The sequence below is a fragment of the Lentzea sp. NPDC058436 genome, assembly GCF_042721515.1.
Taxonomy (GTDB): Bacteria; Actinomycetota; Actinomycetes; order Mycobacteriales; family Pseudonocardiaceae; genus Lentzea.
Map to the genome: position 1 here is coordinate 396,366 of NZ_JBHXLF010000004.1, position 13,990 is coordinate 410,355.

At 70.8% G+C, this 13,990-nt stretch carries 17 protein-coding genes; 8 read left to right on the forward strand and 9 right to left on the reverse strand.

All coding sequences use genetic code 11. The features are described 5' to 3' along the window. Positions 1–141: 141 nt before the first annotated feature. Together ACFWN2_RS20565 and ACFWN2_RS20570 are read left to right on the forward strand one after the other, a co-directional pair. Positions 142–1,014 carry a helix-turn-helix transcriptional regulator gene (locus tag ACFWN2_RS20565; protein ID WP_382429447.1) on the forward strand — a complete coding sequence of 291 codons (873 nt, stop codon included), beginning with the start codon at positions 142–144 and terminating at the stop codon, positions 1,012–1,014. Beyond that, positions 1,011–1,304, forward strand: coding sequence for a SelT/SelW/SelH family protein (locus tag ACFWN2_RS20570; protein ID WP_382429449.1), 294 nt, complete (start codon positions 1,011–1,013; stop codon positions 1,302–1,304). The genes ACFWN2_RS20565 and ACFWN2_RS20570 overlap by 4 nt, the downstream gene beginning before the upstream one ends. On the opposite strand, the gene ACFWN2_RS20575 is transcribed toward ACFWN2_RS20570, so the two are convergent. Beyond that, positions 1,290–1,826: a hypothetical protein gene (locus tag ACFWN2_RS20575; RefSeq protein WP_382429451.1), complete on the reverse strand. Its 537-nt coding sequence runs from the start codon at positions 1,824–1,826 to the stop codon at positions 1,290–1,292. The genes ACFWN2_RS20570 and ACFWN2_RS20575 overlap by 15 nt on opposite strands. Before the next feature lie 161 nt (positions 1,827–1,987). Between ACFWN2_RS20575 and ACFWN2_RS20580 the strand changes: the two genes are divergently transcribed. Beyond that, a complete protein-coding gene (locus ACFWN2_RS20580; protein ID WP_382429453.1) occupies positions 1,988–2,509 on the forward strand; it encodes a hypothetical protein in 522 nt (173 codons plus the stop codon). 6 nt (positions 2,510–2,515) lie between these two features. Here ACFWN2_RS20580 and ACFWN2_RS20585 read toward each other — a convergent pair whose 3' ends face one another. From ACFWN2_RS20585 to ACFWN2_RS20600, 4 genes are read right to left on the reverse strand one after another with little or no spacing between them, the layout of a single operon-like run. After that, the gene (locus tag ACFWN2_RS20585) at positions 2,516–3,469 is read right to left on the reverse strand and encodes a glycine betaine ABC transporter substrate-binding protein (RefSeq protein WP_382429455.1); all 954 of its coding nucleotides are present in this window, start codon (positions 3,467–3,469) and stop codon (positions 2,516–2,518) included. Further along, a complete protein-coding gene (locus ACFWN2_RS20590) occupies positions 3,466–4,200 on the reverse strand; it encodes an ABC transporter permease (RefSeq protein ID WP_382429457.1) in 735 nt (244 codons plus the stop codon). Before ACFWN2_RS20590 ends, ACFWN2_RS20585 begins: the two co-directional genes overlap by 4 nt. Further along, the gene (locus tag ACFWN2_RS20595) at positions 4,197–5,312 is read right to left on the reverse strand and encodes an ABC transporter ATP-binding protein (protein ID WP_382429459.1); all 1,116 of its coding nucleotides are present in this window, start codon (positions 5,310–5,312) and stop codon (positions 4,197–4,199) included. Before ACFWN2_RS20595 ends, ACFWN2_RS20590 begins: the two co-directional genes overlap by 4 nt. Continuing rightward, positions 5,305–5,952 (reverse strand): ABC transporter permease, encoded by a 648-nt coding sequence (locus ACFWN2_RS20600; protein ID WP_382429461.1) that lies wholly within the window; start codon positions 5,950–5,952, stop codon positions 5,305–5,307. Before ACFWN2_RS20600 ends, ACFWN2_RS20595 begins: the two co-directional genes overlap by 8 nt. Positions 5,953–6,271: 319 nt before the next feature. Between ACFWN2_RS20600 and ACFWN2_RS20605 the strand changes: the two genes are divergently transcribed. Both ACFWN2_RS20605 and ACFWN2_RS20610 read left to right on the forward strand, forming a co-directional pair. After that, positions 6,272–7,069: a pseudouridine-5'-phosphate glycosidase gene (locus ACFWN2_RS20605; protein WP_382429463.1), complete on the forward strand. Its 798-nt coding sequence runs from the start codon at positions 6,272–6,274 to the stop codon at positions 7,067–7,069. Then, positions 7,066–7,773: an HAD family hydrolase gene (locus ACFWN2_RS20610; RefSeq protein WP_382429465.1), complete on the forward strand. Its 708-nt coding sequence runs from the start codon at positions 7,066–7,068 to the stop codon at positions 7,771–7,773. The genes ACFWN2_RS20605 and ACFWN2_RS20610 overlap by 4 nt, the downstream gene beginning before the upstream one ends. Here the strand turns inward: ACFWN2_RS20610 and ACFWN2_RS20615 are convergent. After that, entirely contained in the window at positions 7,706–8,278 is a 573-nt protein-coding gene (locus tag ACFWN2_RS20615) for a dihydrofolate reductase family protein (RefSeq protein ID WP_382429467.1), read from the reverse strand. The two genes, ACFWN2_RS20610 and ACFWN2_RS20615, sit on opposite strands and share 68 nt — an antisense overlap. Positions 8,279–8,449: 171 nt before the next feature. Continuing rightward, positions 8,450–11,191 carry an ATP-binding protein gene (locus ACFWN2_RS20620; protein WP_382429469.1) on the reverse strand — a complete coding sequence of 914 codons (2,742 nt, stop codon included), beginning with the start codon at positions 11,189–11,191 and terminating at the stop codon, positions 8,450–8,452. 103 nt (positions 11,192–11,294) lie between these two features. Between ACFWN2_RS20620 and ACFWN2_RS20625 the strand changes: the two genes are divergently transcribed. Continuing rightward, a complete protein-coding gene (locus ACFWN2_RS20625; protein WP_382429471.1) occupies positions 11,295–11,513 on the forward strand; it encodes a hypothetical protein in 219 nt (72 codons plus the stop codon). Here ACFWN2_RS20625 and ACFWN2_RS20630 read toward each other — a convergent pair. Then, the gene (locus ACFWN2_RS20630) at positions 11,510–12,250 is read right to left on the reverse strand and encodes a hypothetical protein (RefSeq protein WP_382429473.1); all 741 of its coding nucleotides are present in this window, start codon (positions 12,248–12,250) and stop codon (positions 11,510–11,512) included. The genes ACFWN2_RS20625 and ACFWN2_RS20630 overlap by 4 nt on opposite strands. A 168-nt stretch (positions 12,251–12,418) precedes the next feature. On the opposite strand from ACFWN2_RS20630, the gene ACFWN2_RS20635 reads away from it, so the two are divergent. Then, positions 12,419–12,778, forward strand: coding sequence for a hypothetical protein (locus ACFWN2_RS20635; protein ID WP_382429475.1), 360 nt, complete (start codon positions 12,419–12,421; stop codon positions 12,776–12,778). Positions 12,779–12,784: 6 nt separating this feature from the next. After that, positions 12,785–13,150, forward strand: a complete 366-nt coding sequence (locus tag ACFWN2_RS20640; RefSeq protein ID WP_382429477.1) for a MerR family transcriptional regulator — start codon at positions 12,785–12,787, stop codon at positions 13,148–13,150. 2 nt (positions 13,151–13,152) lie between these two features. Here ACFWN2_RS20640 and ACFWN2_RS20645 read toward each other — a convergent pair whose 3' ends face one another. Then, complete coding sequence (locus ACFWN2_RS20645) at positions 13,153–13,956, reverse strand: BTAD domain-containing putative transcriptional regulator (protein ID WP_382429479.1); 804 nt, start codon at positions 13,954–13,956, stop codon at positions 13,153–13,155. Positions 13,957–13,990: the final 34 nt, after the last annotated feature.

Below are 13,990 nucleotides of genomic sequence, written 5' to 3' on the forward strand. Positions count from 1 at the left end.
GTTTCTCCTCGGTTCGTCGTCTCGGTGACGACACTGCTCCCGTCAGGAGGGCTTACCCAGCCACCTGGTTTTCGTACGACTGCCGTGCCTACCACCAGCAGTAGCAGGCACGCCGCCGCGGACGCGGGGATACTCGGGTCCATGACCGTCGACCCGCGCGCAGAGCTGAGCGACTTCCTGCGCAGCCGCCGCGCACGGCTGTCTCCCGACGACGTGGGGCTGCCGCAGTACGGCCGCACCCGTCGCGTGCCGGGCCTGCGCCGTGAGGAACTGGCGCAGCTCGCAGGGGTGTCCGTCGCGTACTACACACGCCTGGAGCAGGGCAACGGCCGCAACGTCTCGGCCGAGGTGCTCGACTCGATCGCACGTGCGTTGCGCCTCACCGACGCCGAGCGCGAGCACCTGAACAACCTCACGCGCAGCAAGCCGCACAAGAAGAAGAAAGAGCAGCGTTCCCAGGTCCGCCCCGCGTTGCGGCACCTGCTCGACGGCATCGCCGTGCCCGCGTACATCGGCGGGCGGCGCTCGGACATCCTCGCGTGGAACCCGATGGCCACGGCGTTGTTCGGCGACTGGGCCGAACTGGCGCCGCGCGACCGCAACTGGGCCCGCATGATCTTCCTGCGGCCGGAGTACCAGAACCTCTTCGCCAACTGGGAGAGCAAGGCCGCGGACATCGTCGGCTTCCTGCGCCTCGACGCGGGGTGCTGCTCGGACGACCCCGAACTGGCCGCGCTGATCGGCGAGCTCTCGCTGCGCAGCGAGCTGTTCCGGCAGCTCTGGGCCGCCCACGAGGTCAAGGAGAAGAGCTTCGGCACGAAGGTGGTGCGACACCCGCTCGTGGGCGAGATGACTCTCGCGTACGAGACGCTGCGCATGCCCAGCGAGCCGTCGCTGTTCCTGACCACCTACCACGCCGAACCGGGCACCGCGTCCGCCGAGGCGCTGCAGCTGCTCGCGAACTGGGGCCGCGACGCCTCCCGCGCGGGGATGGCGCACCATACCGAGGTATGAGGACACCGCGTCTGGAGATCGAGTACTGCACCCAGTGCCGGTGGCTGCTGCGCGCCGGCTGGACCGCGCAGGAGCTGCTGACCACGTTCACCGCGGAACTGGGCGAGGTCGCGCTGATCCCCGGCACCGGAGGCGTGTTCGACGTGCGGCTCGACGGCGAGACCCTGTGGTCGCGCAAGGAGCAGGAGGGCTTCCCGGACCTCGCCGTGCTCAAGCAGCTCGTGCGCGACCGGGTGGCCCCGGAACGTTCCCTGGGCCACACCGACCGCAGGAACTCAGCCGATTCCTGACGCCAGCCGCGCGTTCTCCGCGGCCTGCGTCACGGTGCCGCCCACACCGCTGAAGAACACGGTCGGCTTGGTGCAGCTCGCCTTCACCTCGTAGCCACCGGAGACCGCGCGCACCAGGTCGTGCGTGCAGTGCCGGTCCGGCGCCATCTCCTTGAGCAGCCTGGCCTCCCTGGCCGCGTCCGTCAGCGTGGTGCCGAAGGCCTCGGCGAACGACGTCGGGCTGGTGCACGTCAGGTCGAACTCGAAGCCGCCGACGGCCGCGCTGCTCAGCGATCCGCTGCACGACGGGCCGCCGTTGACGTGGAACTGCCGCAGCAGCAGGCCTTCCCGGTTCGCGTCACCGGTGGTGCTGCCGTAGCCGTCGATGAACTCGGTCGGGCTGGAGCAGGACAGCTTGGCGACGTGGCCGCCCGGTGTCGTCCTCGTCGTGCTGACCGAGCACGGACCTGCCGCGCTCGCCGGTTCGACCGCCAGGACCACGCCGCTCACGGCCAGCAGAACACCGGCCAGTGTTGCTCGCATCCGGTTCTCCCCCTTCGGTTTCGTTCAACCTCCCGTGGAGTACCGCGCGGGTCAATCGCGCGAACGCCTGCCGCTGCTGCACCTCGTCGTGCGCCAGTTCGTCGTATCGCAGACCAGCGAATTCGCTGCGGCGCGGACTGGCGGCTCGTATCGTGGCCGCCGTGCATCCGAACCAGGGCTGGCAGGCGCAGCAACCGCAGGCGTACGGCCCGGGGTACGGTCCCGCGCCCGGCTGGGGCCAGCCGCTGCGGCCGAGCACCGCGCCCGCGTACCTCGCGGGCGGGCTGTGGATCGTGGTCGCCGTGCTGTGCTTCGTGCTGGCAGGGCTGAACTCGGCCGACGGCAAGGGCATCCGGCAGACGCCGGAGGCCGCCGTCGCGTTGCTGGGGCTGGCCTTCGGGCGCGGTTTCATCGCCAACGGCGACCCGGCGATCGTCGCCACCTACGTCGCGGGTGGCGTGGTGCTGCTGCTCGCCGCGCTGGTGCTCGCACGGCTCGCGTTCGCCCGCTGGGTGCTGGCCGGGCTCGGGTTCCTCGTGGTCGCCTACTACGTGTTCGCCGTCGTCCGGCTCACGACCAACCACGCCGGCACGTTGATCATCGTGCCGGGCGTGGCGTTGATGCTGTGGCTGGCCGCGTCGATGGTGTCGGTGCTGCCGCCGGTCGGACGGGCGATGCGCTGAGGTCCCTCAGTCCGTCCTGATGAACCCCTTCGACACCATCCAGGCCCGCGCGACCTCCCCCGCGTCCTTGCCCTCCACGTCGACCTGACGGCACAGCTCGATCATCTGGTCGTTGGTCAGCGCCGCGCTGATCTTCTCCAGCGGGCCGCGGATCTGCGGGTACCGGGCGAGGAACTCCGCCCGCACGGTCGGCGCCACGTTGTACTGCGGGAAGGCCGTCTTGTCGTCCTCCAGCACGCGGAGCTTCTGCGCGGTGATGCGGCCGTCGGTCGTGAACACCTCGCCGATCGGGCACGTGCCGCCCGCGACGGCCGAGTAGATCGTGCCGATGCCGAAGTTCTTCACCTCGGTGGTCGGGAAGCCGTAGGTCCGTTGCGCCGCGGGGAAACCGTCCTGGCGGCTGGTGAACTCGGTCTCCAGGCAGAACACCGCCTGGTCCGGGTTCTTCGTCAGGAACGCGGCCAGGTCGGACGTCGTCCTGAGGCCGTGCTGCTCGCCGTAGGCCTCGGTGACGGCGAACGCGTACTGGTCGTTCAGGGGCGAGTAGGCGAGCCACTCGACGCCGAACTTCTCCAGGTCGGCCTTCTTCGTGGCGTCGTACTGCGCCTGTTCGCCGCCGGTGACCGGCAGTTCGTTGCCCTGGTAGTTGATCCAGCCGGTGCCGGTGTACTCCCAGACGACGTCGACCTCGCCGTTGAGCAACGCCTGCCGTGCGGTCTGCGAGCCCTTCAGGTCGGTCAGGTCGATGACGTCCGCGCCGGACGCGGACAGCGCCATCTCCGCCAGGTAGCCGAGCAGGATGTTCTCGGTGAAGTCCTTGGACCCCACGGTGATCTCGACGCCCTGCAACGACCGGTCCGGCTGGATCGAGCCCGGCAGGACCTTGTAGGGCAACGAGCTGTTGACGTCCAGGCCGCAGCCGGCCAGGCACAGCACGAGAACGAGCGCGAGCTTCCTCACCTGACCCCCTTCGGTCCGAACCGCTGCTCCATCACCGCGCCGGCCCAGTCGACGAGCAGCGCGAGTCCCGCCGCGAACGCCGAACCGGTCACCAGGACCTTCATCAGGTTCAGCTTGTAGCCGGTGTCGATCAGCAACCCGAACCCGCCCGCGTTGACGAACAGGCCGAACGTCGCCGTGCCCACCGCGAGCACCAGGGAGGTGCGCAGACCGGCGAGGATCAGCGGGACGGCCAGCGGCAGCTCAACGCGCCACAGCACGCTCCGCGCCGACATGCCGATGCCGCGTCCGGCGTCCACAAGGGACGGATCGACCTGCTGGATGCCGACGATCGTGTTGCGCAGCACGGGGAGCAACGAGTAGAAGGCGAGCGGCAGCGCGGCCACCCACAGTCCGCCGGAGGCACCGGTGACGAGGAACCACAGCACCAGCACACCCAGCGCGGGCGCGGCCTGCCCGACGTTCGCGACCGCCAGGAAGACCGGCGAGAGGAAGCGCGCCCACGGCCTGGTCGCGACGACGCCCGCCGGCACCGCCACCACCACGACGATCGCGGTCACCACGACCGTCATCAGCAGGTGGTCCTTCAACGCCGTGAGCAGCGACGTCGCGTTCAGCGTGCTCTTCTCGGTCGCCGTGAGCTCCCCGCCGAACACCCACGCCAGCACCCCGGCGACGATCAGCAGGACCGCGACGGGTTGCGCCCAGAACCGGATCCGCTCGGCCGTCATGCGTTCGCCCGCAGCTGCTGGACGACGTCGGTGACCGTCGAGAGGTCGAGCGTGCCGACGTACTCGCCGCGGCTGCCCGTGACGACCGCGCGGCCGCCTTCGGTGACCATCGCCTCCAGGGCGTCCCGCAACGTCGACTGCAGCGTCACCGAGTCCTGCACCGGACGTCCGATCGAGGCCAGCGAAGACGCCTTTCTCAACTCGTTCGACGTGGCCCAGCGCACCGGCCGGTCGCGCTGGTCGAGCACCAGCAACCACTTCTCGGCGCCGAGCTCCACAGTGGACGGATCCGCGTCGGTGCGCGCCGTGACCGCGTGACCGAGCTCGACGTCGCGAACCCTCATGAGCGTCAACGCCTTCAGCGACGCGCCGGCGCCGACGAACCCGGCCACCGTGTCGTCCGCCGGGTTGGCGAGGATCGCGTCGGGCGTGTCGTACTGCAGGATCGTGGAGCGGTCACCGAGCACGGCGATCTTGTCGCCGAGCTTCACGGCCTCGTCGAAGTCGTGCGTGACGAACACGATCGTCTTGTGGAGCTCGCTCTGCAGCCGCAGCAGCTCGTCCTGCAGGTGCCCGCGCGTGATCGGGTCGACCGCGCCGAACGGCTCGTCCATCAGCAGCACCGGCGGGTCGGCGGCCAGCGCCCGTGCGACGCCGACGCGTTGCTGCTGACCACCGGAGAGCTGGCGGGGGAAGCGATCCGCGAACTCGCCGGGGTCGAGCCCGACGAGGTCCATCATCTCGTCGACGCGGTCGGCGGTCCTCTTCTTGTCCCAGCCGAGCAGCCCCGGCACGATCCCGATGTTCTGCGCCACCGTGAAGTGCGGGAACAGCCCCGCCTGCTGGATCGCGTAGCCGACGCGCCTGCGCAGGTCGTCCGGGTCGATCTTCAGCGCGTCCTCGCCGCCGATCGTGATCGTGCCCGAGGTCGGTTCGATCAGCCGGTTGATCATCCGCATCGTCGTGGTCTTGCCGCAGCCGGACGGGCCGACGAACACCACGATCTCCCCGGCGGGCACGACCATCGAGAAGTCGTCGACCGCGGCCGCCTTCTGGCCCGCGTACCGCTTGGTGACGTGGTCGAGCCTGATCTCACTGCCTTTTTCAGCCACGGACGCCCCTCGACACGGTGAAACGGTTGACCAGCACGTAAACGCCGTCGAGCAGCAGGGCGAGGATCACCACGCCGATCGTTCCGGTGAGGGCCTGGTTCATGGAGTTCGCACTGCCCGCGTTCGCGAGTCCGGAGAACACCTCTGATCCCAGACCGGGTCCTTTCGCATAGGCCGCGATGACCGCGATGCCCATCAGCATCTGCGTGGCGACGCGCATTCCGGCGAGAATCGCGGGCCACGCCAACCGCAACTCAACGCGGGTGAGTACCCCGAATCTACTCATCCCAATCCCTCTTGCGGCATCACTCACAGCCGGGTCCACACCGGCCAGTCCGACGATCGTGTTGCGCACGATCGGCAGCAGCGCGTAAAGCACCAGAGCGATGACCGTCGTGTCCGCGCCCAGGCCGAAGACCGGAATCAGCAACGCCAGCAAAGCGAACGACGGAATGGTGAGAATCGTGCTCGCCAACGCTGTGGCCAGCGCGGATCCGGCCGGACTGCGGTAGACGGCGACACCGATCGCCACTCCCAGCAGCGCTGCCAGAACCGTGCACTGCACAACGGCACTGACGTGCAGGAACGCTTGCAAAGACAGCCGATCCCAGCGATCGGCTACGTACTCGAGCACATTCATCCTCGTGGCCCCGCCCTCGAAGTTGGCGTCTACCCAACACCACTGTGGACGGTCGGGCAACCATTCGCCACCGAACCACCCGTCTCACCCGGCGGAAATCCACTGATTTTCGAGCCGGTTCCGGTAGACCTCCTCGGCTGGCCACCGGAACGGTCCGCTCCACCGCGTTTCGAGCGATACCTCATGCGTTCCGCCGATCATCGAGAACGCCCTCGCACTGCTCAACGAAGAGCAGGCGCCCGAGCGGGCGTGGCAGGACAAGGTCGACGCGCCGGAATCGTGGAACTCCCGCGCCAGACCACGAGCTACTGAGGTGCCGATGCGCATTCCCCTGGTGTACTGCGAGGAAGTGGCCGAGGCGATCACGGCGGGCCAGCCCGTCGTGGCGCTTCCCTCCAGCGTCATCACCCACGGCCCGGACGGCGCCGAGACCGCGCGACGGGTCGAGGACGCGGTGCGGGCGAGCGGGTCCGTGCCGGCCACGATCGGTGTCGACGGAGGGCGGATCCTCGTCGGCCTGCCGGACGTCGCTCTCGACAGGTTCGCTTCCACACCAAGGGTTTCCATCGTCGGCGGCCGCGATCTCCCGGTCGCGCTCGCACGCGGGACGCTGGGCGCGACGACCGTCTCGTCGTCGATGATCGCGGCCGGGCTCGCTGGGCTGAGGTTCGTCTCCTCGGACGCGATCGGCGGCGTGCACCGGGGACGCGTCTCCCCGGACCTGGTGCAGCTCACCAGGTCCGGGGTCGCGGTGGTCTGCGCGGGCACGCGGAACGGCGCCGGCCGGACGCTGGGGTTCCTGGAGACGCAAGGAGTTCCGCTCGTGGCCTACCGGTCGGACGACTTCCCCGCGCACGTCCGCGTCTCCAGCGGCCTGCGCTGCCCGCACCGCCTCGACGACCCGCGCGTCCTGGCCAGGGCGATCGAGGCGCACCGGGCGCTCGGCGGCACCGGCGCGTTCCTCGTCACCACCCCGACCAGGGCCTCGGACGCCGTGGACCCGGCCGAGGCCGACGCGGACCGCCCGTTCGGGAAGGCGGTCTCGGCGGTGCTGGTCACCGTCGCCGAGGTCGCGGGAGAGCTCGCCGCCGCCCACGCGAAGGAGTTCCCCTCATGAGGCGCTGCGTGATCTTCGACCTCGACGGCACGCTCGTCGACACCCCGCGCGGGATCGTCACGACGTTCGCCGCCGTGTTCGCCCAGCTCGACCTGCCCACCGCGGACTCGCCGACCATCCGCGGCACGATCGGGCTCGGCCTGCCCGCCGCGTTCGCGAAGATCCTCGGGGTGCCCGAGGACGAGCCGGTGGTCACCCGGTGCGTCGAGCTCTACCGGCCGACGTTCCGCAAGATCGTGCTGCCGGTGGCCTCCCAGCTCGTGTTCCCCGGTGTGTACGACGGGCTGAGGTCGTTGCGGGAGAACGGCTTCCTGCTCGCCGTGGCGACGAACAGGTTCGTCGCGCCCGCCGAGGAACTGCTCACGGCTGCCGGTCTGCGGGACGAGTTCTCCGTCGTCGTCGGGGCGGACCAGGTCCCGGAACCCAAGCCCGACCCCGCGGCCGGGCTCCTCGTGCTGGACAGGCTCGGGGTGACGCCGGACAACGCCGTGATGGTCGGCGACACGACGTACGACATCGACATGGCCCGCGGAGCCGGGATGTCGTCCGTCGCGGTCACCTACGGCGTGCACGGCGCCGACCAGTTGCTCAGCGCCGGCCCCACCTGGCTCGCCGGCTCGTTCGCCGAGGCGGTCGTCAGCGCACGACGTCGTAGACCAGCTTCTGGATCCCGTTCGCGTACGTCTCGCTCTCCACGACCTTGAGCAGCTGCTTGTCCTTGTCGGTCTCGCTGAACAGCCGCTTGCCCGCGCCGAGCAGCAGCGGGAACACCAGCAGGTGGTAGCGGTCGATCAGGCCCGCGTCGGAGAGGGCGCGGTTGAGCGTCGCGCTGCCGTGGATGGAGATCGGGCCGCCGTCGGTCTCCTTCAGCGCGGCCACGTCGTCGAGCGACCGCAGGATCGTGATGTCACCCCAGTTGTCGACCAGCTGGTCCTCCTTGAGGGTGCTGGAGACGACGAACTTCGGCATCGCGTTGTACTGCGGGAAGTAGTCGAGCGTCGGCCACACCGGGGAGAACGCCTCGTAGCTGACCCGGCCCATCATCATCGCCGCGGCTTCTTCCTGCTCACGGCCCTTGATCTCGTAGGCGGCCTCGTCGAACTCGATGTCCTTGAAGGTCCAGCCGGAGCTGCGGTGACCGGGCTCGCCACCGGGGGCCTCGACGACGCCGTCGAGGGAGACGAAGGCGGTGGCGATGAGGGTGCGCATCTGGTTCTCCTTGGTGTTCGCGCTTGCTGTCATCGGTGCGTCGAACGGGAGATGGCGGGAATCGACATCTCGCGCCAGGAGATTTTCAGGCATGTGCGTCGGCGGCGCTGAACACCCCTCCGAGTCCAGCGCCGCCGGCTGCTCGGAGAGTCTTGCCGCTGGTCGGCGGCCTCACATGGGGGTGGAGCCCCCAATTAACGGACGGGCGAGCGTGATCAGGTCGGCGCGGGTCTGGCTGCCGGTGCGGGCCTTGAGGCTCGCGACGTGGCGTTCGACGGTCCGAGGGGACAGGAAGAGCCGTTCGGCGATCTCGGCGTTGCCGAACCGTTCGGCGACCAGGCGCAGCACCTCGTACTCGCGGACGGTGACACCCGCCCTGCGCAGTCCGGCCGGCACGGTCTCGTGGTCGCGGCGACGGCGTTGCTTCGGCGCCCCGGCCTCGCGCAGCACGGCCCGGCACGCGGCGGCGACGGCGGGCACGCCCTGCTGGTGGAAGTGCTCCTCGGCCTCGCGCAACCACTCCAGCGGCTCGCCCCAGCCGTCCGCCAGCGCTCGCGGGCCGGCGAGTCTCAGGCCCAGGTAACGCGGCAGGCCGAGGCCGCTGCCCAGGTCGAGGGCTTCGGCAGCGGCGGCGTTCGCCTCGGCCGTCCTGCCCTCGCGGCCCAGCAGGATCGCGCGGCTCCACGCGAAGTACGTGCGGTGCTGCTGGACCTGCGAGAGGTGCGACTCCGCGAGGCGTTCGAACTCACGCCTGTCCGCGAGGCCGAGCGCGACCCGCACCAGCAGCCGCGGACCCTGGTAGAAGGTGCCGCGGAGGATGCGCGGTTCCGTGACGGCCTTCTCCACCTCGTCGAACTCGGCGAGCGCGCGGTCGTACCGCTCCTCCATCAGCGCGCACACCGCCGAGCTGTACGACCAGATCTCCTCGGACCCGCCGTGGTCGTGCAGCCGCGCCAACGCCCTGTCGGTCGACCTGCGGTCGCCGTGCATGGCCGCGATGCCCGCCTCGATCGCGACGGCAAGTGCTCCCAACGCGTGCAGTCCGAGCTTCTCCGCTGCCTCTCTCGCGCTCGCGCCGTACCGCGCGGACTCCTCGTACTCGCCGCGGACGAGGTAGGTGCCACCGAGGTGCAGGTCGGCGGCGATCAGGATGACGATCGCGCCGGTGTCGAGCGCTGCCTGCCGGGCCGCGAGCAGCGTGTCGACGCCGGTCGTCAGGTACTTGTCTGTGACGCCCAGCTCCAGCAACGCCCGCAGCCGCCACGCCGCGAGGCCGTGCTGTTCGGCCGTCTGGAGCCAGCGCTGGATGTGCTGGCGGGCCTCGGCCAGGTCCTGCCCCCTCGTGCAGCGGGTGAGCACTTCGAGTGCTTCGCAGACGATCTCCGGGGTGCCCGTGGCGGCGGCGCGTTCGGCCAGCGCGCGGGCCTTGGGCAGGAGGTCGAGCTGGTTGAGGCCGAGCAGCAGCGTCGCCTTGACGACGTCCAGTGCCGCCGAGCTTTCCTTGGCCGTGGCGAGCAGGTCGAGGCCGCGCTCCCACTGACCCGCGACGGCGGCGACCCTGGCCTGCGCGAGCCGGACGGCCGCACGGCGTTGCGGCGCGGCGTGCGACGCGGTGAGGGCCTGTTGAAGCCGTTCCCCCAGCGCGAAGGCCCTCGCCCCGTTGTCCGCAGGCACGACGACCGCGGCCAGCGGCAGCACGACGGCGAGCGCGTCGAGGAGGTCCGCGGTGAGGTCGGGGTCGTCCGTCAGTGCCTGGCCGCGTTCGAGCAGCTCGACGGCGGTGCCGAACCGGCCGAGCGCGGCGGCGTGCCTCCCTGCCCGCACCAGGCACCCCACGGCCTTCGCGGGCTCGCCGGCCACCTCCCACAGCTCGGCGACGAGCTCCGGTTCGCCGGGCCGCAACGCTTCCGCGGCGCGTGCGGCTCTCCCGGCGAGCGCCGCACGCGCCGTCGGCGTCATCCGGCCCGTGATCGCGTCGGCGGTGAGCGCGTGCCGGAACTGGTGGCCGTGCACGAGCTGCGCGCGTTCGGCCTCCTGCATGCACGCCTGCACGTCCGAGCCGGTCACGACGGCCGCGACGACGTCGAGCGGGAACGTCCTGCCGAAGATCGCGGCGGCTTCGAGCAGCGCGACGCACTCGGGCCCGAGCGCGTCGACCCGCTGCGACGTGGCGGCCGCGACCGTCGGCGGCACGGCCCGCAGGTCACCGTTGAGCAGCTCCTCCACGACGAAGGGCACGCCGTCGGAGACCGCGACCAGGTGCAGGAGCACGTCCTGCGGCGCCGGCTCCCCCAGGCAGTGGCGCGCGAGCTCGGCGACCTCGTCCTCGCTCAGTCCGTTGAGGCGCAACGTCGTGGCGGTGCGGCGAGTCGCGGCCGCGTCCGCGAGTCGTTGCGCGCCATCAGGATGCGGCCGCGACGTCGCCAGCAGCAGGACCGGCTCACCGGCGAGGTGGTCGAGCAGGTAGTCGACGACGGCCAGCGTCTCACCGTCCGCCTCGTGCAGATCCTCAAGCAGGACAACGGTCTTCTCGGCCGTGAGCAACCGCAGGACGGCCTCGGCCCTGACCACGGCCGGGTCCGGCACGCCCGCGGGCGCGTCCGGCGTCATCCGCAGCAGCACGGGCAGGTACGCGCCGAGCTGCTTCTCGTCCGGTGCGCCCGCCTTGCGGAACGCCGACAGCACGGCCTCGCACAACGCCCTGAGCGGCACCGCGCGGCTCGCCCGTCCCCTGAGCACGCGGAACCCCCGTTCCAACGCGTGGCCGGTGATCTCGGACGCCAGCCGCGACTTGCCGATCCCCGGTTCCCCCACCAGGAACACCGCGCCACCGCGGCCCTGCCCGGCCCGTGCGACGGCGGCCCGCAGTGCTGAGGTCTCCTCGTCACGACCGACCAGCACCGGGGACTGCATGGCGCCAGAGGGTACTCGTAGATCAGCCGGTCAGGAATCGAGAAGCGGGTCCGGGCTCCCGGTCCTACCGTTGTCCTCACCACCACACCGGGAGGACGAAGAAATGGCCAGCAGCAAGGGAATCCGCCAGTTCCACCGCGTCGTCAGCATGGTCTTCATGGCCACCGTCGTGTTCACGGCCGTCGCACTCACCGTGAACGCCGAGATGGTGTGGGCGTCCTACGTGCCGCTGCTGCCGTTGTTCGTCCTGATGGGAACGGGCGTCTACATGTGGTTCCTGCCGCAGATCGCCCGCCGCCGGGCCGCTCGCCGGACCGCCTAACCGTTGAGGCGGCTCTCCAGGTGCGTGAGGGTGGCCTCCAGCGCCACCCCGTACACCGCGATCCGGCACGCCAGCCGCCACAGCGTCGCGTCCGTCGGCGCCACGGCCAGGCTGATCACCAGTTCCCGCACCAGCCGCCGGGTCTGCGCGACGAGCACGCCGACGCTCTCGGTGATCTCCCCGAACGCCGCCGACACCGACCCGAGCCCCCGGATCGCCTCGACGTTGTGGCCCATCAACCGCACGTGCTCCTCGGCACCGGTCCACTCGGGCAGGTCGTGCTCCAGGAACGCTTCGAGGTCGTCGGCCATGGCCTGCTGCTCGGCGGCGATGTTGTACCAGGTCGCGGCGTGCGCGGCGATGACGTCCGGCAGCCCGGTGAGGCCGTCCAGCACGTCCCGCAGCGGCCCGACCCGCTCCATCGCCGCCCGCGCCGAGTCCTCGACCGGCGCGACCAGCGACGGCACGGCCGCCTTGCGCACGAGGTCGGGTTCCGGCCGCCGCACCCCGTAGAGGTCGTGCAGGCCGGCCACGATCAGGCGCAGGTTCTCCTCGACGTAAGCGACCAGCTCGTCCTGGCGGGCGTGCTTCTCCAGCACGGTGCCGATGATCCAGCGGCACAGCCGCCCGTACACGGTCTCGTCGCCGACGACGACCGCGCTCGCCTCGTGCACGGCCGCGAACCGCAGCCGCACGGCCTCGATCTGGGCGGCGTGGCGGACGATCTGGCCGGTCACCCGTCTCCTTCGGCTCGGCGAACGCTCGTCCGCCCACGGTAGTGGTGGCAGCGGGTGGGAGGTGGACGATTCACACCCAGGGCGTGATCGGCGCGTCGGCGGCCGCCACCGGCTGACGCGAAACCGGGCTTGACCCTGCACCGCGGTGCAGGGTCCATCGTGGCCGGCATGACCAAAGATCACGTGGCCCGCTGGGGCCGGGCAGGTGCCCTGTACGACCTCGTGGCGAGCATCGCGTTCGTCACGCCCTGGACCGCCGCCCTGGCACTCGACCTGCTCGGTACGCCTCACACCTCGCAGGCGCTCCTGTTCGCCACGCTGTTCGGCACGGTCGTGGTGATGTGGTCGATCGTCCGGTGGCTGTGCCCGGAGCCGTTGCTGATCGCCGCGGACACGGCAGGCCGCGCGCTGTTCAGCGTGTGGTTCACGTGGGCGCTGCTGCAGGGCCACACGCCCGCGCTGGCCGGGTTCCTGGTGCTGGAGCTGTTCTGGGGCGCGGCGCAGCTGCGCGCGTTGCTGCGGAGGTAGTTTCCGGTGGTGCGCATATCCGAACTGGCCCGCGCCGCCGGGGTGGGCATCAGCACCGTGCGGTTCTACGAGCGCCGCGGCCTCGTCGTGCCCACCGCCCGCACCCACGGCGGCTACCGCCACTACGACCAGGAAGCGCTGCGGCGGTTGAGGTTCATCCGCCGCGCGGCCCGGCTCGGCTTCACGCTGACCGAGGTCGAGCAGCTCCTCACCGCGTCCACGAAGCCCGACGTGGGCGACGTCGTCACCGGCAAGGTCGCCGAGATCGAGGAGCGGATGCGCGACCTGGACAGGGTGCGCCTGGCGTTGCTCGACGTCGCGGAGAACGGTGTCCGCGAGCAGTGCCCTGTGGTCGCGGCGCTGAGCGACTGAGGTCAGCCGGTCAGCCGGTGCAGCTGCCGGGCCAGGTCGTCGAGGTCCCGGCGCAGGCGCTCGACCGAGCTCCACATGGTGCCCACCTGGTCGGACGGCTCCAGGTCTCCGGTGAGGATCCTCTTGTGCAGCAGGCGGAGCTCGGGTCCGGGGTCGGCTCCGAGCTCGTCCGCCAACCGCGCGCGGACCTGTTCGTACCGCGCCAGCGCGTCGGTCTGCCGGCCGCACCGGTACAGCGCCAGCACCAGCTGCCCGGCGAGCCGTTCGTCCCACGGGTGGGCCGCCGCCATCGTCTCCAGCTCGGCCGGCAATCCCGCGTGCCGTCCCCGCGCCAGCAGCAGGTCGTTGCGGTCGAGCAGAGCCGCGAAACGTCGCGCCTCCAACGCCGTCCGCAGGCCCGCGAACCACGGTGTGTCCACAGTGGAGAAAGGATCACCGCGCCACAACGCCAGTGCCTCGTCGAGCACGGCCTCGTCCGGTGCGGCCCGCGCCCGTTCCAGCAGCGCGGGGAACCGGTGCAGGTCGACCGACATCGGGTCGGCGGTCAGCACGTACCCGCCCCGCCGTCCGGCGATCCGCACCTCCGGGAGCACCTGCCGCAGCCGTGACACGTACCCGGCGACCGCGTTGCGCGCCCTGTGCGGAACGTGCTCACCCCACACCCGGTCGACGAGCACGTCGACGGGCACGAACCGGTTCGCCTCCACCAGCAGCACCGCCAGGACGCACCGCTGCCGGGCGTGGCCGACGTCGACGACCCTGCCGCCCACCCGGACCTCGATCTCGCCGAGCAGTCCGAACTCCACGCCTGCTGACCAGCCGATCACATGATCACCGAAT

What these genes read in the sequence shown, in the direction of transcription:
- ACFWN2_RS20610 (WP_382429465.1), top strand. Translation starts at nt 7,066, where the DNA reads ATGAGGCGCTGCGTGATCTTCGACCTCGACGGCACGCTCGTCGACACC.
- ACFWN2_RS20625 (WP_382429471.1), top strand. Translation starts at nt 11,295, where the DNA reads ATGGCCAGCAGCAAGGGAATCCGCCAGTTCCACCGCGTCGTCAGCATG.
- ACFWN2_RS20605 (WP_382429463.1), top strand. Translation starts at nt 6,272, where the DNA reads ATGCGCATTCCCCTGGTGTACTGCGAGGAAGTGGCCGAGGCGATCACG.
- ACFWN2_RS20565 (WP_382429447.1), top strand. Translation starts at nt 142, where the DNA reads ATGACCGTCGACCCGCGCGCAGAGCTGAGCGACTTCCTGCGCAGCCGC.
- ACFWN2_RS20620 (WP_382429469.1), bottom strand. Translation starts at nt 11,191, where the DNA reads ATGCAGTCCCCGGTGCTGGTCGGTCGTGACGAGGAGACCTCAGCACTG.
- ACFWN2_RS20600 (WP_382429461.1), bottom strand. Translation starts at nt 5,952, where the DNA reads ATGAATGTGCTCGAGTACGTAGCCGATCGCTGGGATCGGCTGTCTTTG.
- ACFWN2_RS20590 (WP_382429457.1), bottom strand. Translation starts at nt 4,200, where the DNA reads ATGACGGCCGAGCGGATCCGGTTCTGGGCGCAACCCGTCGCGGTCCTG.
- ACFWN2_RS20615 (WP_382429467.1), bottom strand. Translation starts at nt 8,278, where the DNA reads ATGCGCACCCTCATCGCCACCGCCTTCGTCTCCCTCGACGGCGTCGTC.
- ACFWN2_RS20635 (WP_382429475.1), top strand. Translation starts at nt 12,419, where the DNA reads ATGACCAAAGATCACGTGGCCCGCTGGGGCCGGGCAGGTGCCCTGTAC.
- ACFWN2_RS20575 (WP_382429451.1), bottom strand. Translation starts at nt 1,826, where the DNA reads ATGCGAGCAACACTGGCCGGTGTTCTGCTGGCCGTGAGCGGCGTGGTC.
- ACFWN2_RS20570 (WP_382429449.1), top strand. Translation starts at nt 1,011, where the DNA reads ATGAGGACACCGCGTCTGGAGATCGAGTACTGCACCCAGTGCCGGTGG.